At 61.8% G+C, this 21,710-nt stretch carries 16 protein-coding genes; 8 read left to right on the top strand and 8 right to left on the bottom strand.

The features are described from left to right. The first annotated feature begins 150 nt into the window (after positions 1 to 150). From tyrS to VFV96_02590, 3 genes are read left to right on the top strand one after another with little or no spacing between them, the layout of a single operon-like run. Positions 151 to 1,443, top strand: a complete 1,293-nt coding sequence (gene tyrS, locus VFV96_02600) for a tyrosine--tRNA ligase (GenBank protein ID HEU5069283.1) — start codon at positions 151 to 153, stop codon at positions 1,441 to 1,443. A 32-nt stretch (positions 1,444 to 1,475) separates the two neighbouring features. Then, positions 1,476 to 2,294 (top strand): hypothetical protein, encoded by an 819-nt coding sequence (locus VFV96_02595; protein HEU5069282.1) that lies wholly within the window; start codon positions 1,476 to 1,478, stop codon positions 2,292 to 2,294. 1 nt (position 2,295) lies between these two features. Then, positions 2,296 to 2,652 carry a trypsin-like peptidase domain-containing protein gene (locus VFV96_02590; protein HEU5069281.1) on the top strand — a complete coding sequence of 119 codons (357 nt, stop codon included), beginning with the start codon at positions 2,296 to 2,298 and terminating at the stop codon, positions 2,650 to 2,652. 255 nt (positions 2,653 to 2,907) lie between these two features. On the opposite strand, the gene VFV96_02585 is transcribed toward VFV96_02590, so the two are convergent. Both VFV96_02585 and VFV96_02580 read right to left on the bottom strand, forming a co-directional pair. Then, on the bottom strand, positions 2,908 to 3,051 hold the full coding sequence (locus tag VFV96_02585; GenBank protein ID HEU5069280.1) for a hypothetical protein: 144 nt from the start codon (positions 3,049 to 3,051) through the stop codon (positions 2,908 to 2,910). Between the two features lie 454 nt (positions 3,052 to 3,505). Continuing rightward, positions 3,506 to 6,868, bottom strand: coding sequence for a LamG-like jellyroll fold domain-containing protein (locus VFV96_02580; GenBank protein HEU5069279.1), 3,363 nt, complete (start codon positions 6,866 to 6,868; stop codon positions 3,506 to 3,508). 200 nt (positions 6,869 to 7,068) lie between these two features. On the opposite strand from VFV96_02580, the gene VFV96_02575 reads away from it, so the two are divergent. The 4 genes from VFV96_02575 (at position 7,069) to VFV96_02560 (ending at position 15,335) form a co-directional block, all read left to right on the top strand. Beyond that, a complete protein-coding gene (locus VFV96_02575) occupies positions 7,069 to 9,162 on the top strand; it encodes a S46 family peptidase (GenBank protein ID HEU5069278.1) in 2,094 nt (697 codons plus the stop codon). A 140-nt stretch (positions 9,163 to 9,302) separates the two neighbouring features. Beyond that, positions 9,303 to 10,346 (top strand): UDP-3-O-(3-hydroxymyristoyl)glucosamine N-acyltransferase, encoded by a 1,044-nt coding sequence (gene lpxD, locus VFV96_02570; GenBank protein ID HEU5069277.1) that lies wholly within the window; start codon positions 9,303 to 9,305, stop codon positions 10,344 to 10,346. A 147-nt stretch (positions 10,347 to 10,493) separates the two neighbouring features. Further along, positions 10,494 to 13,754: a DEAD/DEAH box helicase gene (locus VFV96_02565; GenBank protein HEU5069276.1), complete on the top strand. Its 3,261-nt coding sequence runs from the start codon at positions 10,494 to 10,496 to the stop codon at positions 13,752 to 13,754. Between the two features lie 108 nt (positions 13,755 to 13,862). Next, on the top strand, positions 13,863 to 15,335 hold the full coding sequence (locus tag VFV96_02560; protein HEU5069275.1) for a B12-binding domain-containing radical SAM protein: 1,473 nt from the start codon (positions 13,863 to 13,865) through the stop codon (positions 15,333 to 15,335). Between the two features lie 144 nt (positions 15,336 to 15,479). Here the strand turns inward: VFV96_02560 and VFV96_02555 are convergent, their stop codons facing one another. From VFV96_02555 to VFV96_02535, 5 genes are all read right to left on the bottom strand, one after another. Further along, positions 15,480 to 16,916, bottom strand: coding sequence for a hypothetical protein (locus VFV96_02555; GenBank protein HEU5069274.1), 1,437 nt, complete (start codon positions 16,914 to 16,916; stop codon positions 15,480 to 15,482). A 59-nt stretch (positions 16,917 to 16,975) separates the two neighbouring features. Then, entirely contained in the window at positions 16,976 to 17,311 is a 336-nt protein-coding gene (locus tag VFV96_02550; protein ID HEU5069273.1) for a hypothetical protein, read from the bottom strand. 148 nt (positions 17,312 to 17,459) lie between these two features. After that, positions 17,460 to 19,292 carry a toprim domain-containing protein gene (locus VFV96_02545; protein HEU5069272.1) on the bottom strand — a complete coding sequence of 611 codons (1,833 nt, stop codon included), beginning with the start codon at positions 19,290 to 19,292 and terminating at the stop codon, positions 17,460 to 17,462. A 91-nt stretch (positions 19,293 to 19,383) separates the two neighbouring features. Then, positions 19,384 to 19,725 carry a type II toxin-antitoxin system RelE/ParE family toxin gene (locus VFV96_02540; GenBank protein ID HEU5069271.1) on the bottom strand — a complete coding sequence of 114 codons (342 nt, stop codon included), beginning with the start codon at positions 19,723 to 19,725 and terminating at the stop codon, positions 19,384 to 19,386. Beyond that, entirely contained in the window at positions 19,722 to 19,976 is a 255-nt protein-coding gene (locus VFV96_02535) for a type II toxin-antitoxin system ParD family antitoxin (GenBank protein ID HEU5069270.1), read from the bottom strand. The genes VFV96_02540 and VFV96_02535 overlap by 4 nt, the downstream gene beginning before the upstream one ends. 226 nt (positions 19,977 to 20,202) lie before the next feature. Between VFV96_02535 and VFV96_02530 the strand changes: the two genes are divergently transcribed. Further along, entirely contained in the window at positions 20,203 to 20,637 is a 435-nt protein-coding gene (locus VFV96_02530) for a hypothetical protein (GenBank protein HEU5069269.1), read from the top strand. A gap of 96 nt (positions 20,638 to 20,733) precedes the next feature. Here VFV96_02530 and VFV96_02525 read toward each other — a convergent pair whose 3' ends face one another. Beyond that, complete coding sequence (locus VFV96_02525) at positions 20,734 to 21,630, bottom strand: WD40 repeat domain-containing protein (protein HEU5069268.1); 897 nt, start codon at positions 21,628 to 21,630, stop codon at positions 20,734 to 20,736. Positions 21,631 to 21,710: the final 80 nt, after the last annotated feature.

Below are 21,710 nucleotides of genomic sequence, written 5' to 3'. Positions count from 1 at the left end.
GGCGTTTCCATGAAAAACGCTTCCCACATTAACTCGCTCAAACTAGGAATGGAAAAATTGCGAGTAAAGCGGCATTTCCTTGCGCGGCTTCCGGCGGCGCATTCGATTGGCTATTGGCATCCGGCAAACGGCAATTTAGCCTGCGCCCCCATGAACATTCTGGATGAACTGCAATGGCGCGGCCTCTTCGCCGATTGCACCGACACGCCCGAGCTGACCAAGCGCCTCGCCGCGTCGCCCATCACGCTTTACTGCGGGTTCGATCCCACGGCGGACTCGCTCCACGTCGGGCATCTCGTGCCGTTGCTCGCATTGCGTCGCTTTCAGAATTACGGCCATCATCCCATCGCCGTCGCCGGCGGCGCGACCGGCAGCATCGGCGACCCGAGCGGCAAATCCGCCGAGCGCTCGCTGCTCACCAAGGACCAGATCAAGGCCAACGTCGAAGCCGTCCGCCCGCAGCTCGCCAAGCTGCTCGATTTCGACGCCAAAGCGAACCCGGCCAAACTCGTGGACAATGCCGATTGGACCGCGCACCTCACCTACCTCGATTTCCTCCGCGACATCGGAAAGCATTTTTCCGTGAATCAGATGGTGGCGAAGGAGAGCGTCCGCGCGCGCATGGAAGACCGCGAAGTCGGCATCAGCTACACCGAGTTCAGCTACATGCTGCTCCAGGCGTTCGACTACATGGTGCTGGCGCGCGACCATAACTGCGAACTCCAGATCGGCGGCAGCGACCAATGGGGCAACATCACCGCCGGCATGGACCTCATCCGCAAGAAGCTTCAGCGCTCCGCGTTCGGCCTCACGCTCCCGCTCATTACCAAGGCTGACGGCACCAAGTTCGGCAAGACCGAGGGCGGCTCGGTGTGGCTCGATCCGAAGAAGACCAGCGTCTATCGCTTCTACCAGTTCTGGATCAACACCGCCGATGCGGACGTGATCCGCTACCTGAAATTCTTCACCTTCCTGCCGCAGGAAGAAATCGCGACGCTCGAAGCGCAACACAACGCAAATCCCGGCGCCCGCGCCGCGCACCGCGCGCTCGCCAAAGCCGCCACCGACCTCATCCACGGTGAACACGCGACGAAACTGGCGCTGCAAGCGAGCGACATCCTTTTCGGTAGTCCGCTGACGGTCTGGCAAAACGAAGCAGGTATGTTTGAGATGCTGAGTAACGAGGTGCCAACTATAAAAGTTTCAAAAAGGCAATTGGATGATCCCGGGATGGCATTTGCAGAGTTGCTAGTCCTCGCGGGATTGTTCAAGTCCAAGGGCGAAGCACGCAGAAAGATCCAAGAAGGTGGGGTGTATCTAAACAATATCCGAGAACAGGACCAAAATTTGGTCGTTAGCACGCGAATCTTCCAGTTTTCAGGCCACTACCTTCTACTCCGAAAGGGGAAAAAGGATTATGCATTGGTAGAAATCGTGGATTGAAGAAAAGCCAATGCACAGGATTCCCGAGGACTATGCTTAAGATACTGGTAGGATTGATTCCAGCAGTCGTAATTCGATGGGGAATACTTCGGCGACCGCTCTCGTTGTGGCCTTCAATCATTATCTCATTCTTCATCGGCCTTGGGCTTCTGGCCTTCTGGCAGGCGATTGGAGACAAGTCGCCAGCAACAATTGGAGCCGTTGGAGTCATCTCGTTTTCCATTCTTTGGAGTCGGACGGCGTCCAGTCGTTCGACTCAGCCTACCGAAACAAGCCGAGAAACACCGGCGTCAACTCCCCACCAACAGTTTCAACACCTGGAACCAGTTCCTTCAACGAACGAAGCGCACCTCACTTCAATTTCTGAAGAAGCGCTCTACGAGCAAGCCATGAAAGAAGTCGAGAGCCGCGCAACTCGGCCTGGTTTGTGGGCCAAAGCTTTTGCTGATGCAAACGGAGACGAAATCCGCCAGAAAGTTTTGTATGTCAAATATCGAGTTGCAGAAGAGAAAGCCCGCGTGTCAGTAAAGCTGCCCCAACCAGTAGGCACAGAACCGCCCCCAATGAGGCCTTCAGAATCAGCTTTCATGAAAATCCTCACGCTTCTGAGCCAGAAGCGAGTGACTGCAACAAAAACTGGCAGAGCGTGGCACCTTTACCAGCCAAACGACGGAAGTTTTACTTTTACAATGGTGGAGTTAATCGGAGATAAGGCATTCCTCGAATATGTGACCCGGTTCGTGGAGGTTCCCCCTCACTTAGGTCTGGAATGCTCTGTCGAAGATTTAGTGGTCACCAGCGATTCAAGTAGCACAACTTTCAAGTCTGGCTCCATCGCTTCAAAAGCCTAAAATGCTATGGCTGGCCAAGGGTGAGGTCGCGTCGCTGTCCGGCGCGGGGGGTGACGCGCGGCATTTCCAGATCAGCGTGCCGATGCAGCCGGGCAATTCGGGCGGGGCGCTGGTGGATGAGCGCGGGAACGTGGCGGGCATGGTGTCGGCCAAGTTGAGCGCCCGCGCCGCGCTGGCGTCGAGCGGCGCACTGCCGGAGAACGTGAACTGCGCGGTGAAGAGCAGCTTCCTCCTCGGCTTCCTCGAATCCGTCCCCGAAGTCGCCGCGAAGCTCAAGGAACCCGAAACCAAGGAGCGGAAGTTTGAAGAGGTTGTCAAAACTACCGAGCAAGCTGCTGTTCTCGTGCTGGTGTATTGAGGAACAACCCACCCCTGACCCCTCCCAGGAGGGGAACTGTCCGGCGGAGCAGGCGGCGGTGCTGGTGCTGGGGTATTGAAAACTTGGATCAGGGGAATTGGGGTCAAGGGAATGGAGCCGCTCTTATTCCCCTGACCTTGTTTCCCTTTCGTGTGGTTCGTGTGTTTCGTGGTTCATTCCCCCCAGTTTTCCAAGGCGATTGCACGGTTGCCCGGGCACAATGCATCAGGAGATGACTGGCGCAGCGGCGGAACTTCATTCGCCGATGGCGTTGCGCGAAGATGATGGGAAGAAGCCATGACGAGCAACGACCTGCTCTTCGGCAAACACTTCCTCCTCCGCAAAGGCAAAAAGAACCACGTCGTCGTGACGGCGAAGTGACAACGTAGCGTCAGGCATCCTGCCTGACGTAGAGGGCGGCATCCTGCCGCCCGGAAAGGGCGTGGATGAACCGAGGGCCGCTCGAACTGGCCAACCGCCTCGTGTTTGCGTGCGGTTTTTTCCGCCGGGCTGGAAGCACCGGCTCCACGGCAGGCAGGATGCCCGCCGCTACAGCACCGTAGGTGCGGCATGTTTATAGCCAGCCGTTCCAAAACCATCCCAAGCTCCGTTCAGGAGCGGCATGTTCCCGCCGATGCCGCCCCGCTGGGGCTGGGGAATTCGGATGGAGAGACGCTCGCCCTCCAACCGGAGCGCCGCTGTCCCCAGCGGCTTGGGGCGGACGAGCAGTGAAACGGTGGAATCAAATGCGAGACGAACGCGGGCAGGAGTCCGGACGGTGCAAGCCGGCAAGGACGCCGGCGCTCCTCCTGAGCGTTGCGCGGCAAATCCATTTTCGCTTCCGCTTCGACTCTCAATACGGCGATTGCAGGCGGAAAAAGACGCTCTCGTTGGAAAGGTCAAATGGCAGCGCGAATTGATTGGTATGGTCGGCGTCCGGCAGGGTGAACCACGCACCGCCGAGACCCACCGCCAGCGGGTTGGTCTGCGTTTGCAGCCGCCAGCCTGTGTGATCACCCGGCCAGTTGAGCCGAAGCTGGCCGCCGTCGCGGACAATGGCGAGTTGGGCTGGCGTCGCGGCCGTTGGCACCACCGAGACTTCAGCCGAACCGGCGCTTTCCGTCACCGTGTTGGTGGCCGAAACGACGTAGTAGTAGCGCGTCCCGTTGGTCACGGGGGCATCGAGCTCATCCAACCCAGGCAGATTGGTCGCCACGAGCGTGTAGGGCCCGCCGCTCAGCGTGGCGCGCCGGAGGTTGTAGCCATTGGCCGTCGCGACCGCGTCCCAGTTCAACTGCACCTGCCCATCACCGCGCACGGCCGCCAGGCCGTTGGGCGCCGCCAACGGCGTGACAAAACTCGCCACTTCCGCCGGACTCAGCACGCCACGGTAGATGCGAAAGTCATCCACCACCCCGCTGAGATACGGATCGGCGGGATATTGCGAGCGGCCCAGCCAGTTCTGGGTGGTGTTGCCGAGGTCGGCGGGCGTCAAGGTCATCGCCTGATTCGTCGCCACCGGCGCACCATCCAGGTAAAGCACGCCGATGCCGTCGCCCAGCGTGACGGTAACGTGATGCCATCCGCCCACTGGAAGTGTGCCGTTGAAGTCGATCCGCTGCTCTCCGGTGCCGCCCGTGGTGGTGATGGCACAGCGCATGAGGTTGCCGGCACCCATGGGCGCGAGAAACAGGTAGTTGCTGTTGCCCGTCCCGAAATCGAAGATCCGCGCCCAGGTGCTGCTGGCACTCAGCTTCACCCACGCCGCGAGTGAACAACGGGTCAGCCCGCTGACAACGCCGGCCGGCAGGCTCACGTAATTGCTCGCGCTGCCGTTCAAACTGACCGCGTTGCCATCGTGGCCGGCCACCCACGCCGGACCGTTCACCAGTGTGCCATTCCAGCCGTGGCCCGTCGCGTCGGCCGCACTGATGCCACTGGATTCGTCAAAGGGCAGCCTGGCCTGCAACGCCGGCGGCACGAGCAATTGCGCGAACGTGTTCGTGTCGAGCCAGCTGTTGTAGAGCCGGACGTCGTCCAGCACACCGCTGAAAAAATTCCCCACGCCGGTCTGCAAGCTGCCCAGCCGCAGAAACGGCGGCGCCACCCGGCCGCCGGGCGGACCGTTGGTTTTCGTATTCAGCGCCCCGTCCAGGTAAACGGCCATCCGTCCGTCCAGGCTGTTGCGGGTGACGGCGACATGATGCCACTGGCCGTCGTTGACGGGCACGGTTGAAACGAGCGTGGTGTCCGGATTGCCCACTCCAAACGCCACCCGGCCATTCAGCAACGTGACACCGAAATCGTTCACCACGCCTGCCACTTCGCCGTCCACCAGCCCGGCGCCATTGAACCAGTTGAGGCCAGACCCACCGGGCGAAGTTGTTTTGAGCCAGAACATCAGCGTCAAATAACTGCCCGGGCCCGCCGAGCGGGGAATCTGGACGTAGCTGTTCACGCCATTGAATTGCAGCGCGCGCCCGCCGAAGCGGCCCGTCACGTAATTGGTGGCGGTGGCACTGGGCAGGCCATCGTTGCCGTTGCCGCTGTGGTCCAGGGTGTCTCCCTCAAGCGGATAGTGCGCGGCCGGCGGATGATTCGGCTGCGAGGGAAACCAGTTTTGCTCGGCCGTGGCGGTGTTGGTCCACAAAACGATGGCCGCCCCGGCATTCGCGGCGGCGTTGGTGACGGCCACGTTCAGACCGGCGTTGACATTGATGAATTTCCACGCGCCGTTGCCGACGGGTCGCAGCTTGAACTGCTGCACCGGCAGGCCGTTGTAATCCCATTGTTCGAGTTTCGTCCCCACGGCCGTGCTCCAGCCCGAATCGTCCCAAGCCAGCTGGTTTCCGGGATTGATGATCGTCCAGACGTTGTTGCCGAGGTCATTGAACTGCCATTGCTGCGCGGCCCCGCCGACCACGTCGTCCTGCTGCAAGCCGACGCCGGGCGCCGCGGAGTTGCCGGGAATGTTCAGGGCGAGGCCGCTCTTCTGATTGGCCAGCGTGTAAGTGTGACCGGGAAGAATCAGTTCCGCGCGGCCCACCAGCATCTCGTTGTTGTTCGTATTGCCGTTGACGGTAATCTGCGAACTCACCATTTGAATGATGCCCTGGCCGTCCGCGGTCGGAATCATGCCCTGGCTCCAGCCGGCAAGATTGTTTCCCCCGCCCTGCCATTGGACCGGAGCGGGGAGCATCGTCCAATTGCCCTGGCCGAGGTTGGTGTTGATGAAAAGCTGACGGTCGGTGTTGGGACTGTTGCGGAGGAACTGGCCCGACACGATCAGGGTTCCATTGGGTCCGCCTGCCGGACTCCACAGGAGGTAGGGACACGCGCCGACATACGCGCCGCTCGCGGTTTGAACCGGCGTGCCCAGATCGGTCGGGCCGCTGCCCCAATGAATGCCGTCATTGGAGAACTTGAGATAAACCTGGCTCCACCCGCCAAACGCAACGCCTTCATAACTCAGCACGTATTGGCCGTTCGGCAGCCGGGCCGTGACCGCCATGCCGGGACGCTTCACGCCATCGGGAATCGCGCAAACGTAGAATTCACTGCCCCATGTCAGACCGCCATCCGGCGAAACCCGTCCGCCGAGCAATTGATTGTAGCCGCCGGCTTGAAAACGCTCGTCGGAGTAATAACAGACCAACTGCCCGGCGCTGGTCAAATCAAGGCGGGGCTCCCACAAGCCCTGATTCGTGCTGGTGTCCACCACCCCACGAAATTGCCAGCTCACCCCCACGTTGGTGCTATACCAAACCTCCATCCGGTGGCTGTTGATGTTGAAGTCATTCGTCCGGCCGTTGCCGGCCAGCAGAATGGTGCCGGCGGGCAAATTGCCCACCGCCGCAGGCAGTTCATACAGGTCCGGCTCCACCTTCATCACCCAGCCCGGAAGCGAACTCAAGACCGGCGCGCTGATTTGCGTCCACGAGAATCCGTCATCGGTGCTCTTGTAGAACCGGAAATCATTGGGCCAGCATTCAAAGGTCGCGAGCAGCGTGCCGTTGGCCACGCCGGCATGCTGCAAACGGATGAGGCGTCCATACCGCGTGCCGCCCACCACCGGCGCGTTGGCCGTGATGCGGGTGCCGCTCGTGTAGGCGAGCACCGTGTGCATGTCGGAATCCGCGCGCCCCGCCGGCGCGAAGCCGGCCATCAGCGCGCCCAGCAGCAGCCACTGCCACAACCGGCCCGCCATCGTTGCCATGGAGCGGTTTGGTTTCAAAACAGGTCGGGGTTGCAAGGTCATCTGGATTCAGCGTGCGCCCCAACATAGCGCATCAACTTGGGCAAAGTCCCGTCGCATGAATGGAGGACAACTGCGGCTCAAGCCGGAGTCAAGTTGCCCCGCGACGCCAGTGGCGTTTTTGGCATTTCCGCATTTTGGGCCACCGATTAGCCTGCGGCATGAAGTTCCCCAACCAAGCCTGGCGCGCCATTCTGGCGGGTGCCGCCTGGGTAATGGCCCTGACCCGCCCGGCGAACGCGGACGAAGGCATGTGGCTCTACACCGCACCGCCGCTCAACCTCCTGGAACAACACCACCACTTCACGCCCACGCCCGCGTGGCTCGACCACCTGGAAAAATCATCCGTGAAATTCGGCGGCGGCGCATCCGCCTCGTTTGTCTCGGAGGATGGCCTGCTGCTCTCCAATCATCACGTGGGCGCCGGCTCGCTGCACCGGCTCAGCGATGCCACGCATGATTTCCTGCGGGACGGCTTCCATGCCCGCACGCGCGCGGAGGAACGGCGCTGCCCGGGCGTCGAAGTCAACGCGCTGGTCGCGATTGAAGACGTCACCAAACAGGTGCAGGCCGCCGTCCGGCCCGGCCTGTCGCCGGACGAAGCCGCCGCAGCCCGGCGTGCCGTGATGGCCGGCATCGAAAAGGAATCGCTCGAACGCACCGGCTTGAAGAGCGAGGTGGTGACACTCTACGAGGGCGGCTTGTATCATCTCTACCGCTACAAGCGTTACGACGATGTGCGTCTGGTGTGGGCGCCCGAACTGAAAATCGCCGCCTTCGGAGGCGATCCGGACAACTTTGAATATCCGCGCTTTGATTTGGACGTCTGCCTCTTCCGGGTTTACGAAAACGGTCACCCGGCAAAGATTCAAAACCACCTCCACTGGTCGCCGACCGGCGTGGCCGACGGCGATTTGGTGTTTGTGTCCGGCCATCCCGGCCGGACGTTTCGCAGCCTGACCGTGGACGAACTGGCGAATCTGCGCGACGTCCAGTTTCCGGCCCGCCTCGAACGGCTTTATCGCCGCGAGGTCGTCATCGGCACATGGTCGAAGCGCAGCCAGGAAAACGCGCGCCGCGCCAAGGCCCTGTTGCGCGGCGTCGAGAACGGCCGCAAAGCCCTGACCGGCATGCTCGCGGGGTTGCTGGATCCCGCCATCTTCGCCCGGAAAACCACCGCCGAAGCTGCATTGAAGACGGCCATCTCAAATCGCACCGACCTGCGCCCCACCCTGTCCGCCTGGACGGAAATCGCCCGCGCCCGTCAGTCGCTCCAGCAGGTGCAGCGGGATTATGATTTGCTCGAAGGCGCCACGGGATTTGATTCGCAATTGTTCGGCATCGCCCGGACGCTGGTGCGCGCAGCGGAGGAATCCTCCAAACCCAACGGCACGCGGCTGCGGGAGTTTCGCGATTCCAACCGCGCGTCCCTCGAACTCGGTCTGTTTTCGCCCGAGCCCATTTACGCGGACTTCGAAAAGGTCCGGCTGGCGGACAGTCTGACCTGGCTGGTCGAACAGCGCGGGCACGCTGATCCGCTGGTGCAGCGCGTGCTCGCCGGCGCCTCGCCCCAGGACCGTGCCGCAGCACTGGTGGATGGCTGCCGGCTGATGGACGTGGACGTTCGCCGCAAACTTTACGCGGGCGGTGACGCCGCCGTCCGGGCCGCGAACGATCCTCTGATCGAACTGGCCCGCTTGATCGATCCGGAGGCGCGCCGCCTGCGCAAGTTGGTGGAAGCGCAAAACGAAATCCGGGAACAAGCCTACGCCCGCATTGCCGCCGCGCGCCTTGCGCTACACGGATTGGCGGAACCGCCGGATGCCACCGGCACGTTGCGCCTGGCCTTCGGCGTCGTGAGCGGCTATCGCGAGGCCGGTCAAAGCATCCCGTTTGAAACCAGCTTCCGCGGCCTCTATCAGCGTGCGGAGGACCACGGCGCCGTGGAACCCTTCGATCTCCCGCCGCGCTGGGCCACCAACCGGGCGAGGCTCAACCTGGCGACGCCGATGAACTTCGTGTGCACCGCCGACATCATTGGCGGCAACTCCGGTAGTCCCGTGGTCAACCGCAACGGCGAACTGGTGGGCCTGATTTTCGACGGCAACCTGCAATCGCTCGTGCTGGACACGATCTACACGGACGAACAGGCCCGTGCGGTTTCCGTCAATGCGGAGGCGATTGTGGAGGCGTTGCGCGAACTTTATGACGCGCCGGACCTGGCCGAAGAACTGGTCACCGGCAAGGCCCGCTGATTCGACCGCCGAATTCCTCCGCCAAAGTCGCGGGCGAAATTTTGTTCACAACCTCAAACTAGATGTTGAATTGAAGTTCCCGCCCCCTATGATGGTTGAGCTTTCGCAGCCTTTTCCGGAGGCGAAGCGTTCAATCAGCCATGCCGTTCACAGCCACAGAGATTGCCAGCCAACTTCAAGGTGAAGTCCTCGGGGATGCCGCCGTCGCACTCAAGGGCTTCGCGCCCGCCGACCGGGCGCAGCCGGGCGATCTCACGTTCGCCGAGAACGAAAATTATTTTGCCCGCGCCGAACAAAGCGCCGCCTCGGCCATCATTGCGCCCGGCCCGTTCACGTCCACGAAGAAGACCGTGATCCGCGTGGCTGATGCGCGCGTGGCCTTTGCGCGGGTGCTGCCGCTATTTTTCCCCGAACCCCAATTCGCGCCGGGCATTCATCCGACGGCCGTCGTCGCCCCGTCGGCCCGGATTGACCCCAGTGCGCACGTCGGCCCGCAGTGCGTGGTCGGCGAGCACGCCGTCGTCGGCGCCCGCAGCGTGTTGCAGGGCTTGAACTTCATCGGCACCGGCTGCCAGTTGGGCGACGATGTGAACCTCTTTCCGAACGTCACGCTCTACGCGCACACCGAGGTCGGGCACCGCGTCCGCATTCACGCGGGCACGGTCATCGGCTCGGACGGTTTCGGCTACGTGCTGGACGGCGCCACGCATCGCAAGGTGCCGCAAATCGGCAACGTCATCATCCGCGATGACGTCGAGATCGGCTCGAACGTCAGCGTGGACCGCGGCGCGCTGGGGCCGACGGTGATTGGCGCCGGCACGAAAATTGATAACCTCGTGCAAATCGCCCACAACGTGAACGTCGGCGAGCATTGCCTGCTCGTGTCGCAGGTGGGCATCGCGGGCAGCACCAAGCTGGGCAACTACGTCATCCTCGGCGGCCAGGTCGGCATTGCCGGCCATTTGAAGCTCGGCAACAAGGTCTCCGTCGCCGCGCAATCCGGCGTGATGCACAACATCAAGGACGGCGAGAAGTGGCTCGGCTCGCCCGCGCAGCCCGACCGCCAGACCAAGCGCCAGATGATCGCCATCCAGCACCTGCCCGATCTGCTCAAGCGGGTGGCCGAACTCGAGCGCAAGCTCGGCCTCAAAAACGAGGCGGGGACGCCGGCCGCCAGCGAATGACTCTCCGGCATTGAAATGAACCCCGTCCTCCAGAACCCCCATGACTGTCTCGCACCGGCGCGAGCGGTCCTGTCTGCGGGTTTGGATTTCGTTGCGGAGCTGCTCCCCGACCCGGCGGCGCGGCCGCCGCAAATCCCCCTTTGACCGATGGCAAAAGCTAAAACCAAGATGGCAGGCCGCTCCACGGGCACCTCGAAATATGACGCGCACCACAAGGTGCTGTCGCAAACCTACGGCGCGCTGGCGGACCTGCGCCGCGAACTCTCCGATTCCAAGGCGGCCGTGGCGGAGCGCGAGGAAATCCTGCGCAACTTCGCCGTCTGCCCCGATTCGCAGCGTGCGTGGCTGTTGCTCGAGGACTACTTCGAAAAACTCTGGCTCACGCGGAAGGATTTTCCCGACACTGACTGGTGGCCCAAAATGCTGGCCGCCCGCAACCAGGAGCGCCTCGAAGAACTGGCGTTCCTGTTCATCCGCGCCAAGCGGTCCATTCCCACCGAACTGACGGCGCACGCCAATTTCGAGCGCTTCGCCCGGGTCCAGGATCAGGAGCACGAACAGCGGCTCGTGCGCGAGATCGAGGAATGGATGTTCCCCTCGAAGCCACTGCACCTCGAAGTGCCCAAGGCCTCGCTGCGCGTCGTGGGTGAACCGCGGGCCGACGAGCAGCAGTCATCGCATCACCGCCTCGCCGTGCAGATGCTGATTTCCCGCCAACGCACCGGCGAAAAGGCCAAATCGCTGGCGGAGTTGAACGACCTCATCACGCGCGCCGCCCACGAGCGCGAGTTGTTCCACCCGAACGACTGGGAGTTCATTGAATGGGTGACGCAGGTGCACAAGAGCCGCGCCGAGGACGGTGAGACGTTGATGCTGTCCGACGCGGAATTATTCAACTGGCTGGCGCGCTGGGGCGCCTCGACCCGCATCGAGCTGGCGGACGGCAAAGGCAATCTCCAGTTCTTCGGGCAGATGGCGGAACTCACGCCGCGCCTGGAAAAGAACAATGGCGAGCTCCTGTTCACACACCGGATTGCGCTCCCGAACGAGGAGAACAAACTGCTCGAAGAAGCCCGCTTTTTCTCGCTGCAGCCGCCCCTCGTGCTGGTCGGCAACGCCTTTTACCTGCTCCGCAATGCCCCGCCCGCCAGCATCATCGAGCACTGGTCCCACCGCCCGTCCGTGCCGGTGCGCAAGTTGAGCCATCGCCTGCTCATGCACCTGCGGCAGGCCCAGACCGCGCGCGGCGTGGATTGGGAGCAGCTCTGCGTGGTGCACAAGGCCAGACCCCAATTCGTGTTCGAACTGCTCGACGACACCGTCCGCCTGCGCCTGATGGCCCGCAGCGCGCGCGATGAAAGCGTGTGGGTCTGGACCGGCCAGACCTGGACGATTGACCATCCGGCCAAGCGTCCGACGGACAAACCGGAAATTCTCGACGACCCGCGGCTGGAGCCGGCCATCCAGTGGCTGAAGCGGCTGGACTGGTTCACGCCCGAGCCCGGCCTGTGGATTGGCGATGCGAATGAAAATTTCCTCGGCGCGCTCGCCGACATCTGGGCGGCGCGGCCCGATGGCGCCGAATTCCTCGGCAACCCCGGTTTCCACCGGCTCTTTCTGCAGCCGCGGCAGCTCAAGCCCAAAATCATCGTCAAAGGCAGCGGCATCGACTGGCTGAGCGTTTCCGCCGAATGGGAGCAGGAAGGCATGAAGCTGTCCGCTGCCGACCTGCAACGCCTCGCCAGTGCCACCGGCCGCTTCGTGAAACTGCCCAACGCCGGCTGGGTGGAACTCAACATCAGTGCCGTGCAGTCCGCCCACGAAACGATGGCTGAACTCGGCGTGGACGGCCTCATTCCCGTTGCGCAGAAGATTGGCATGGAACAGGTCGCGCACATGGACGAAACCGCGCTGGGCCGGTTCGCCGATTCGCCGCAGGCCAAGGCGCTGCGTGAAAAGCTCAAGACCTTCAAGGGCGTGCCCAGTTCCGCGCTGCCACAAAGCCTGGCCGCCGAGCTGCGACCGTATCAAAAGGACGGTTTCGATTTCCTCTGCCACCTCACGCAGATGAAGCTGGGCGGCATTCTGGCCGACGACATGGGCCTCGGCAAAACCCTCCAGACCCTCACGTGGCTCGCGTGGTTGCGCGAACGCAACAAGAAAAACCCGAAGCCCTCGCTGGTCATCTGCCCCGCGTCCGTGCTGCACAACTGGCGGCGCGAAGCGGAGAAATTCACGCCCGGCACGAAAGTGCTCGTGCTCGAAAGCGGCGCGGCCCGGCACAACTTGCGCAAGCAAATCCCGCAACACGACATCATTGTGACCAATTACGCGCTGCTGCGGCGCGATTTGGAGGAATTGCAGAAGTTTGCCTTCCGCGCGGTCATCCTCGACGAGGCGCAGTTCATCAAGAACCCCGGCGCGCAGGTCACCGCCGCCGTGAAACAGATCAAGTCCGAGCATCGCCTCGCGCTCACCGGCACGCCGCTCGAAAACCGCATGCTCGACCTGTGGAGCATTGTGGATTTCATCCAGCCCGGCTACCTCGGCACGCAGGAGAATTTCATCGAGACCTATGAACCGCGCGGCGCCAATGCCGAGAGCGAACAGCGGATCGCGCGCAAGCGGCTTTCCGCAAAACTGCGTCCGCTGCTGCTGCGCCGCTTGAAGAAGCACGTCGCGAAGGATCTGCCGGACCGCATCGAAGAGCGCATGGACTGTCCGTTGGGCGAAGAACAGCGGAAGCTTTACCTGGCCGAACTGCGCCGCAGCCGCGACCAGGTGATGAAGATCGTGCAGGAGCAGGGCGTGGCGAAGAGCAAGATGCACGTGCTCGCGGCCCTGACGCGCCTGCGCCAGATCTGCTGCCACCCGACGCTCGTCGGCAACGATTCCGCGTCCGGCAAGACGGAGACGTTGTTCGAGCTGCTCGATCCGTTGATCTCCGAGGGCCAGAAGGTGCTGGTCTTCTCGCAATTCGTGCAGATGCTCGAATTGCTGGAGAAGGAGTGCAAGACCCGCAACATTCCCACGCACATCCTCACCGGCGCGACGAAGGACCGGCAACAGGTCGTGTCGGCGTTCCAAAGCGACCCGAATGCGGGCGTGTTCCTGCTCAGCCTGCGTGCGGCCGGCACCGGTTTGAACCTCACGTCCTCCAGCTACGTCGTGCTCTACGATCCGTGGTGGAATCCGGCCGTCGAGGCGCAGGCCATCGACCGCTCGCACCGTATTGGCCAGACCGCGACTGTCAACGCCTACCGCCTCATCGCGCCGGGCACCGTCGAGGAGAAGATCTGGGAGCTGCAACAGAGCAAGGCCAAGACGATCGCCGACGTGCTCGGCGAAGAGGGCTTCGCCCGCAGCCTGTCCGCGACGGATCTGGAGTATCTGTTCTCCGAGGATTAAGTCCGGTGGCCGCAGGCGGTTGGCGCCGTGCCGGGTTCAAATTGCGTGCAATTGGCCGCGGGCGGAGTAGGATGGTCATTGAGAAGGCAGGAAGTGCGTCTGCCGCCCATGAAAATCCTGCTCATCAGTCCTGAAACGCCGGATACGTTCTGGAGTTTCAAACACGCGCTGCGCTTCGTTTCAAAACGCGCCTCCATGCCCCCGCTGGGGCTGCTCACCGTCGCGGCCATGCTGCCGCGCGACTGGGAACTCCGGCTCCTCGACCTGAACATTGAACGGCTCGACGACGCGGCCTTGCGCTGGGCCGATTACGTCTTCGTGGGGGCGATGATCGTGCACCAGGCGTCCGTGCGGGAGATCATCACGCGTTGCGACCGGGCCGGCAAAACCGTAATCGCCGGAGGGCCGCTGTTCACGACGGGCCACGAAGCGTTTCCGGAAATCCGCCACTTTGTGCTGGGCGAAGCGGAGGAAATCATGCCGCAACTGGTCGAAGACCTGCGAACCGGCTGGTTGCAGCCGCTCTACCGCGCGGGCCACTGGCCCCATCTCGCGCAAACCCCCGTGCCGCGCTGGGATCTGCTGAACATGCGGCGTTACGTCACGATGGCGGTCCAGTTCTCGCGGGGCTGCCCCTTCGACTGCGAATTTTGCGACATCATCGTGATGAACGGCCGGGTGCCGCGCACCAAACCGCCGGCGCATTTGATCGCCGAACTGGAAGCCCTGCGGTTGCGCGGCTGGCACGACATGGTCTTCATCGTGGACGACAATTTCATCGGCAACCGCCGGAGCACGCGCACGCTGTTGCACGCCCTGATCGAATGGCGCCAGCGCACCGGCGCGCAGATGGGCTTCCTCACCGAGGCCTCCGTGAATCTGGCCGACGACCCCGAACTCTGCGCGCTCATGGTGCAGGCGGGGTTCAAAAAGGTGTTCGTCGGCATCGAAACGCCGTCCGCCGAATCGCTCGAGGAATGCCAGAAGCGCCAGAACCGGAACCGCAACCTCGTGGATGCCGTGCATGTGTTGCAGCGCGCCGGCTTCGAGGTCATGGGCGGGTTCATCGTCGGTTTCGACAGCGACAAACCGGACATTTTCAAGCGCCAGTTCGAGTTCATCCAGCACTCCGGTGTGGCGACGGCCATGGTCGGGTTGCTGACCGCGCTGCCGCAGACCCGCCTCTGGCAGCGGTTGAAGCGCGAAGGGCGCATCGAAACCGGCAGCACCGGCAACAACACCGAGGCGGTGCTGAACTTCAAACCCAGGCTCAACCGCGACTACTTGGTGGCCGGCTACCGCGAGCTGATGCGGAAACTTTACGAGCCGTCCAATTATTACCAGCGCATCCGCACCTTCCTGCAACACCACCGCCCAACCGGCCCGAAATTGCGCCTCTGCGGGTCCGACTTCATCGCGTTCTTGAAATCCTTCTGGGTGCTGGGCGTGCGGCAGCCGGGACGCGTCGCCTACTGGCGGCTGTTCTGGGGCACCCTGCTCCGGCGCCCGCGCCAGTTTCCACACGCCATCGAACTGGCCATCACGGGCTATCATCTCCGGCGCGTCGCGCGGAAGCTATAAAACGGGGCGGCATTGCGAGCCCGGCCGCCAGGGATGACCCGCAGCGCAGCAATTCAAGCGGATCCAGATTCGGGGTGTTCCAGCCGAACTGGAAAAACACAAAACACCAACGCCCCACGGCCCGGTTCGTGGCGATCGGGCCGATCACGGTTGCACGGCGATCCAGTTGATGAAGCTGTCCGCGATGGGGTTGGTGTCGCGCAGATAAACCACGTCGCCATCGTAGTAGGTGGTCAGGGCGGGTTTGCCCTGCACGTCGGCCAGCGACGAGCGGGAGCCACCGATGTCACCCACGACGTATCGATAAAAGCTCGTGCCGCCGTTGCTGGATTCGGCGTAATACCAAGTTGCGCCATACCAGGCCAGGGCCGGGTTGCCGTTGACGAGGGCGAACGAAAGCGCGCCGGGCGGGTAGCTGGAATCAAAGCTGACGACCGTGGGCGTGCCCCACGTGGAGCCGTTCGTGTCGGTGGCCTTCACAAAGGTGACTTCGTAATCGTTGTAGCCCGCCGTGTGGCCGAAGGCGACTGCGGGATTGGTCTGCACCATGAGCAACTGGGCTTTGTAAACGGATTGCAGCGCGCCATAACTGACCAGCGTGGTTGGGCTGGCAGGCCAGGACGTTCCGGTGCCGTCCAGGGCGCGCAGGTAGCGCACTTCCGTCTGGTAGCCCACGTTGTTGTTGGCCAGTCCGTTGTCCCACTCATAGACGACGGCCGGCCGGCCGGAAACCTCGGCCAGTTGGAAGTCGGCGAACGCCCGGGGCGCAATCAGCACGCCATTGGCCGGCCACGAATTGCCGTTGCTGTCATTGGCGCGGAGGTAGTAAAGCGTGTTGCTGGCGGAATTCCAGAGGACCATGGCCGGGCGTCCACTGATGGTCGTCAGCGAAACCACCTGGGGCGTATAGACGCCGTTCGTGGAGTTTTGCAGAACCGCGGGCGCCGGCCAACTGGCGCCGTCCGCGTCGTTGGCCCGCACATACTGGAGCTTGGTGCTGCTGATGAACGCAATCGCCGGATTGCCGTTGATGACGGCCAGGTCCATGTGCACGGCTTCCGGGGAAAGGGTGATGACAGGGCCCCACGACTGGCCGACGTCATCCAGCGCGCGGGCGTAGCCCATGCTGAAGGCGTTGAACACGGCGGCGGGCCGGCCGTTCACGATGCGCAGCGGGAAGCCCGAGTAAAAGTAGGTGCTGCCGTTGTGGGCGATGGGGCGTGGCGTGGCCTTCACGTTGAACGTGGCCGTGAAGCCGGCGGTGGTTTTGCTGCTGACCAGCAGGGGGGGCACGCCGGCGGCCGCTGCGCGGGAGCTGGTTTCCAGGCTCACGGTGACCGTGGGCGCGACTGCAAACGGCTGGGCAAAGCTGACCGGCTGGTTGATGACGGTGGCGCCAAAATGCGCGGGCGGAATGAACGTGCCCAAATCGATGCGGCCGGATTGATACGGTGATTGCAGGGCGGCGGGGTTGACCGCACCGGGGGCCAGCAGGTTGGAGGTGATGGTGCCGGACTGAATCACCGAGCCGGCGAGGCCGCCCGGCGCGATGCTGGCCGTGGTGATCGAACCGTCGGTCACACCCCCCGCCTGCAAGGCATGGATGGCATACGGCGTCGGGGTGATGGGCTGCCGCGGCGTCAGGGTGGTGGGGGCGCCGCCATTCGTCTGGACGCTGACTCCAGCCAGCGCGGCTGGCCGTCGAAGACGTCGCCAAAATTCAAGGGGACTGTGAACAGGCCATTGCTGACGGTCACATTCGTGATGCCGAGCGTTCCCCAGGAGGTTCCATTGGTGGGCGCGTCGAACAGGTGGAACACCATGTCGTAATTGGTGCCGTTGGCCGGCGTGCCACCGTCCAGCAGACGCCCTTGATACGTGAACACCGTGTCTTGTGCCGCGGCCCGCGGCGTGGTGGAGGTCAAGCCGGCGAGCGTGATGGCCGCGAGGAGCCAGGCGGGAATGCGTGTGTGCATGCTTTATTTCCTTCCTTTCAGGGTTGGCCGCGCGAACCGACGAACTGAACCGCGCCCGTGAAGGCGCCCACCCTGCGAATACCAAAAATGAGGCCGGCCCGGCCAGCACTTTGGCTGTCGATTTTCAGCGGCCTTCCGGAGGCCGCCGCTACTCTTCCACCGCCACCACGAGATTGCCCATGATGTAATCCTTCCGCTCGGGCGTGTTCTTGCCCATGTAGAAGCTGAGGATGTTCGCGACGTCGTGCTTGGGGGCGTATTCCACCTGGCTGAGCTTCATGCCTTTGCCAATGAACTGGGCGAATTCCTTCGGGCTGATTTCACCCAGACCCTTGAACCGCGTGATCTCGCAGCTCTTGCCGAGCTTCGCCGCGGCGGCATCTCGTTCGGCCTCGCTGTAGCAGTAGATGGTCTCCTGCTTGTTGCGCACGCGGAACAGCGGCGTTTCCAGCACGTAGAGGTGGCCGTTGTGGACGAGTTGCTCGAAGAACTTGAAGAAGTAGGTGATGAGCAGGTTGCGGATGTGCAGGCCGTCCACGTCGGCGTCAGTGGCGAGAATGACCTTCTCGTAACGCAGCTTCTCGATGTTGTCCTCGATGTCGAGGGCGCACATGAGGTTATACATTTCGTCGTTTTTATAGACGATGTCGCGCTTGAGATCCCAGACGTTGAGCGGCTTGCCCTTGAGCGTGAACACCGCCTGCGTGTTCACGTCACGGCAACTGGTGATCGAACCTGCGGCGGACTGGCCTTCGCAGATAAAGATCATCGAGCTCTTTTCGCGCCCCTTGGCGGTGTTGTAATGGTTCTTGCAATCCTTGAGCTGCGGGATGCGCAGCGTGACGGCCCGGGCCCGTTCGCGCGCCAGCTTCTTCACGTCCTGCAATTCCTTCCGGAGCTGCTTGGTGTCCTCGACCTTCGCGAGAATCTGGTCGGCGACCGGTTTGTTGCGGTTGAAGAAGTGCAACAGCTCCTCGCGGACCTTGTTCACCAGTTCGGTGCGGATTTCCGTGTTGCCGAGCTTGTTCTTCGTCTGCGACTCGAACACCGGATCCTTCAAACGGATGGCCACGGCGCCAACCATGCACTCGCGCACGTCGTCGCCGTCGTAGCCCTTCTTTGAATACTCGTTCACGGCCTTGAGCAGGCCCTCGCGGAACGCGCTCAGGTGCGTGCCGCCGTCGCTCGTGTATTGGCCGTTCACGAACGAGTAGAACGATTCGCCGTAGCGGCTGTTCGTGTGCGTGAAGCAGAATTCCAGCGTCTTGCTCGTGAAATGCAGCGGCGCATAAATCGGCTCCGCGCCGTCGGATTGCAGGTCTTCCATGACCAAATCCATCAGGCCGTGGCGCGAGACGAATTCCTTGCCGTTGAAAATCAGGCGCAACCCCGTGTTCAGGTAGCTGTAATGCCGCAGGCGGCGCTCGATGAACTCGGGCTTGAAACTGCTGTCCTTGAAAATCGTCGGGTCCGGCTCAAAGGCGATGAACGTGCCGTTCGGCTCCTTGGTTTTGCCCTTGTCCTGCTTCTTGAGCTTGCCCTGCTTGAACTGCGCCTCGACGAATTCGCCGTCGCGATGGCTGCGGACGATGAACTCCTTGGACAGCGCGTTGACGGCCTTGGTGCCGACGCCGTTGAGGCCGACGCTGAACTGGAAGACGTCGTCGTTGTATTTGGCGCCGGTGTTGATCTGGCTGACGCACTCGACGACCTTGCCGAGCGGGATGCCGCGGCCGTAATCGCGCACGCAGACGTTGTTGCCCTCGACGCTGATCTCGACGTGCTTGCCGAAGCCCATGATGTATTCGTCGATGGCATTGTCGATGACCTCCTTGAGCAGGATGTAGCAGCCGTCGTCGTAATGCACGCCGGTGCCGATGCGCCCGATATACATGCCGGTGCGCAGGCGGATGTGCTCGATGCTGGAGAGGGTCTTGACCTTGCTCTCGTCGTAATTGTGTTTGGTCTTGTCGTCAGCCATTTGCGTGCAGGGAAAATGGGAGAAATCCGGCGCGATGCAAATGGGAAAGTGCGGCTGAATGCAGGCGAAGCACCGTCAACCACTCCTGCCGTTACGGTTTCTCGACGCGAGGCAATTCGAGCAGGCGTCTGGGCAAATCCCGTGCGCCGTGGATCAGCCTTTCCGCAAACAAGTTTGAACCATCGTGACGATAGAAGATCAGAAAACGATGAAACGGTTTGTGCACGCGGTAAGAACGAATCCCAGCCAGTTCCGGCCAGTTGCGGAATCGCGAGCGCCCCAAGTCAGGCTGGCGGGCCAGGAGATTCAGCGTCGCTTCAACCGCGTCCACAAACCGTTCAGCCACTTCCGGACTGGCTTCGTCGCGATACCAGTCCACCTGCCGCGCCATGTCCTCCCAGAAGAAACCGGCATGCTTGAGTGCAAGCTTCACGCCCGGGCGGGACGGCGGCGAGCACGCCGCCGCAGTTGCGAAAATTTTTGTGCGGTCAGTGGCCGATGCGAACCGCGCACTGCGGGAAGGAGCAAAGCCGCCAGTTCCGGCGAGTCATATTCCGCCGGATCGTCCTGGGTGCGGAGTCCACGCAACGCCTCGCGCACCACTTCGCTCGCGTCCGCGTAACCGCCGGAGCGGACTTTGACCGCCACAAATTTCTCCAAATCTTTGGTCAGCGTAATGTTCATGGCTCTGGCTTTCGTATGCGGTTGCAGATTATCACGGGAACCGGCGGGAGGCGATGAGTTTCCGCCAGCCATTTGCGTCCGGGAAAAATGAGAAAATTGCGCGTGATCCGAATGAACGCGGGCTGGGGGGGGAACCGCGAAACACGCCAAATACGCGAACCGGATTCAACGTAACCACACGGAACCAAAGTTTGCAGAATCGAAATTGGGTGTAGCTTGCGGCTCAATGCCGAAGAAACCTGCCGGATCAACGCAACGCAAACCACGCCGCGTGACGAAAACGATTTCGCCGCGCGTCGGGATTTACTGGTGGTGGCGCGGGCGGTTGCTGGCGGAGACAGTGGCGTTGAGCGAGGGCGTGCCCTTTGGCGGCGTGGTTCAGGGTGGACGCGATCACGTCAAGGTGTGGCCCAGGTTTCAACGCCAGTTCCCCGCACTGCGCGATACGGACTACATCCATGTGCCGCGCGGACGGGTGCTTTACCTGCAAGCCGAACACCGGTTTATCGTGTATCTGGACCGCATGCTGGCGACGCCGAAGATCAAAGCCGCGTTGCTGGCGGAATTCCGCTTGCCGCGTCGGGCCACCGCCTTCGAGTTTGACCCGCATTACATCACCGACCCGGACGCGCTGGACCGGATGTTTGGCGAGGATGTATAGCACGGTGTTTGGTCTTGTCGTCAGCCATTTGCGTGCGGGGAAAATGGGTGAAACGGTGGCGAATGAAAATGGGAAAGTGTGTTAGGCGGCCAAACTTTAATTCGCCGTTTTGACCTCGACAGCTTTTACCCGGGTCGTTTTGTCTGGGCTCTCCTCGGTGAAGAGGAAACGCTGGTTCTTTGGATCATACATCAGACCGAAGGGCCCTTTGCCGACTTGTGCCTCAAAAACAAGTTTAGCCTTTGGGAGACACCAAATTTTTAGTCTGCCCGTATCGGTGGAACAGGCGACGAAGCGGCCATCTGGTGAAACAACATACCGGAAAACATCGCTCCAGTAAGTATCTGGACCAGGATAAAGCCGCAAGTCATTGCCCGCTGGGTCTCGGTAAAATAGCCCTGGGCGTGGGCCGCCCTTGCGGTTTGATATTTCCCAGACTGTCGGCTTTTCGATTTCGTCGAATAGCTTCAAATCAATGTTCCGATGCTCTTTTCCAGTGAGATCGTAAACATGCTCACCGCCGTGCTCTTCGGTGTATTGGCGCGTCAGGATTAGCTTGCCATCTTTGCTGAACTGAACACGGGCTGGCGTGATATCGTAATTTAAATCCTTGATCAGTTTGCCCTGTTGAACATCAACCAGCCTGACTTTGTTGGTCGAATGCAAGGCGTCGTGAAGCATGTCGTAGCCCACCATGACCAGGACTCTGCCATCGGGAGACACAATTGCTGCTTCGCAACGATACTTCTTGGGGAGGGAATACGAATTCATTTTCCGGCCTGTATCCAAGTTCCAGCGATGAACAATGCGGTTGTTCTCCGAATCGAAGGACAAAAACAAATCTCTGGAAGTCGGGCACAGAGTGAAAACGAATGCCCCGTTCCCATTCAAATGGAGCAGCTCAACTCGCTTCAGTGCTGGAGCATTGTGTTCGGGTATTGCAACTGCGACTTGAGCGGGGGAAGGCATGGAGACCAGCAAGATCGTCACCACAAAAGTCAAGGATCTCAATTTGCTCACTCCATTTGTCACGGTTGAAAGCTGCGTCGCCTTCCGAAGGGATGCAAACCAAA

Source organism: Verrucomicrobiia bacterium, from assembly GCA_035765895.1.
Classification (GTDB): Bacteria; Verrucomicrobiota; Verrucomicrobiia; order Limisphaerales; family DSYF01; genus DSYF01.
The sequence above is the reverse complement of the archived record's forward strand: the minus strand, read 5'-3'. Positions and strand labels throughout refer to the sequence as shown.

Excerpts from the sequence above, each read along its gene's own strand:
- tyrS (HEU5069283.1), top strand. The coding sequence starts at position 151 with ATGAACATTCTGGATGAACTGCAATGGCGCGGCCTCTTCGCCGATTGC.
- VFV96_02595 (HEU5069282.1), top strand. The coding sequence starts at position 1,476 with ATGCTTAAGATACTGGTAGGATTGATTCCAGCAGTCGTAATTCGATGG.
- VFV96_02590 (HEU5069281.1), top strand. The coding sequence starts at position 2,296 with ATGCTATGGCTGGCCAAGGGTGAGGTCGCGTCGCTGTCCGGCGCGGGG.
- VFV96_02585 (HEU5069280.1), bottom strand. The coding sequence starts at position 3,051 with ATGCCTGACGCTACGTTGTCACTTCGCCGTCACGACGACGTGGTTCTT.
- VFV96_02580 (HEU5069279.1), bottom strand. The coding sequence starts at position 6,868 with ATGGCAACGATGGCGGGCCGGTTGTGGCAGTGGCTGCTGCTGGGCGCG.
- VFV96_02575 (HEU5069278.1), top strand. The coding sequence starts at position 7,069 with ATGAAGTTCCCCAACCAAGCCTGGCGCGCCATTCTGGCGGGTGCCGCC.
- lpxD (HEU5069277.1), top strand. The coding sequence starts at position 9,303 with ATGCCGTTCACAGCCACAGAGATTGCCAGCCAACTTCAAGGTGAAGTC.
- VFV96_02565 (HEU5069276.1), top strand. The coding sequence starts at position 10,494 with ATGGCAAAAGCTAAAACCAAGATGGCAGGCCGCTCCACGGGCACCTCG.
- VFV96_02560 (HEU5069275.1), top strand. The coding sequence starts at position 13,863 with ATGAAAATCCTGCTCATCAGTCCTGAAACGCCGGATACGTTCTGGAGT.
- VFV96_02550 (HEU5069273.1), bottom strand. The coding sequence starts at position 17,311 with ATGCACACACGCATTCCCGCCTGGCTCCTCGCGGCCATCACGCTCGCC.
- VFV96_02545 (HEU5069272.1), bottom strand. The coding sequence starts at position 19,292 with ATGGCTGACGACAAGACCAAACACAATTACGACGAGAGCAAGGTCAAG.
- VFV96_02535 (HEU5069270.1), bottom strand. The coding sequence starts at position 19,976 with ATGAACATTACGCTGACCAAAGATTTGGAGAAATTTGTGGCGGTCAAA.
- VFV96_02530 (HEU5069269.1), top strand. The coding sequence starts at position 20,203 with ATGCCGAAGAAACCTGCCGGATCAACGCAACGCAAACCACGCCGCGTG.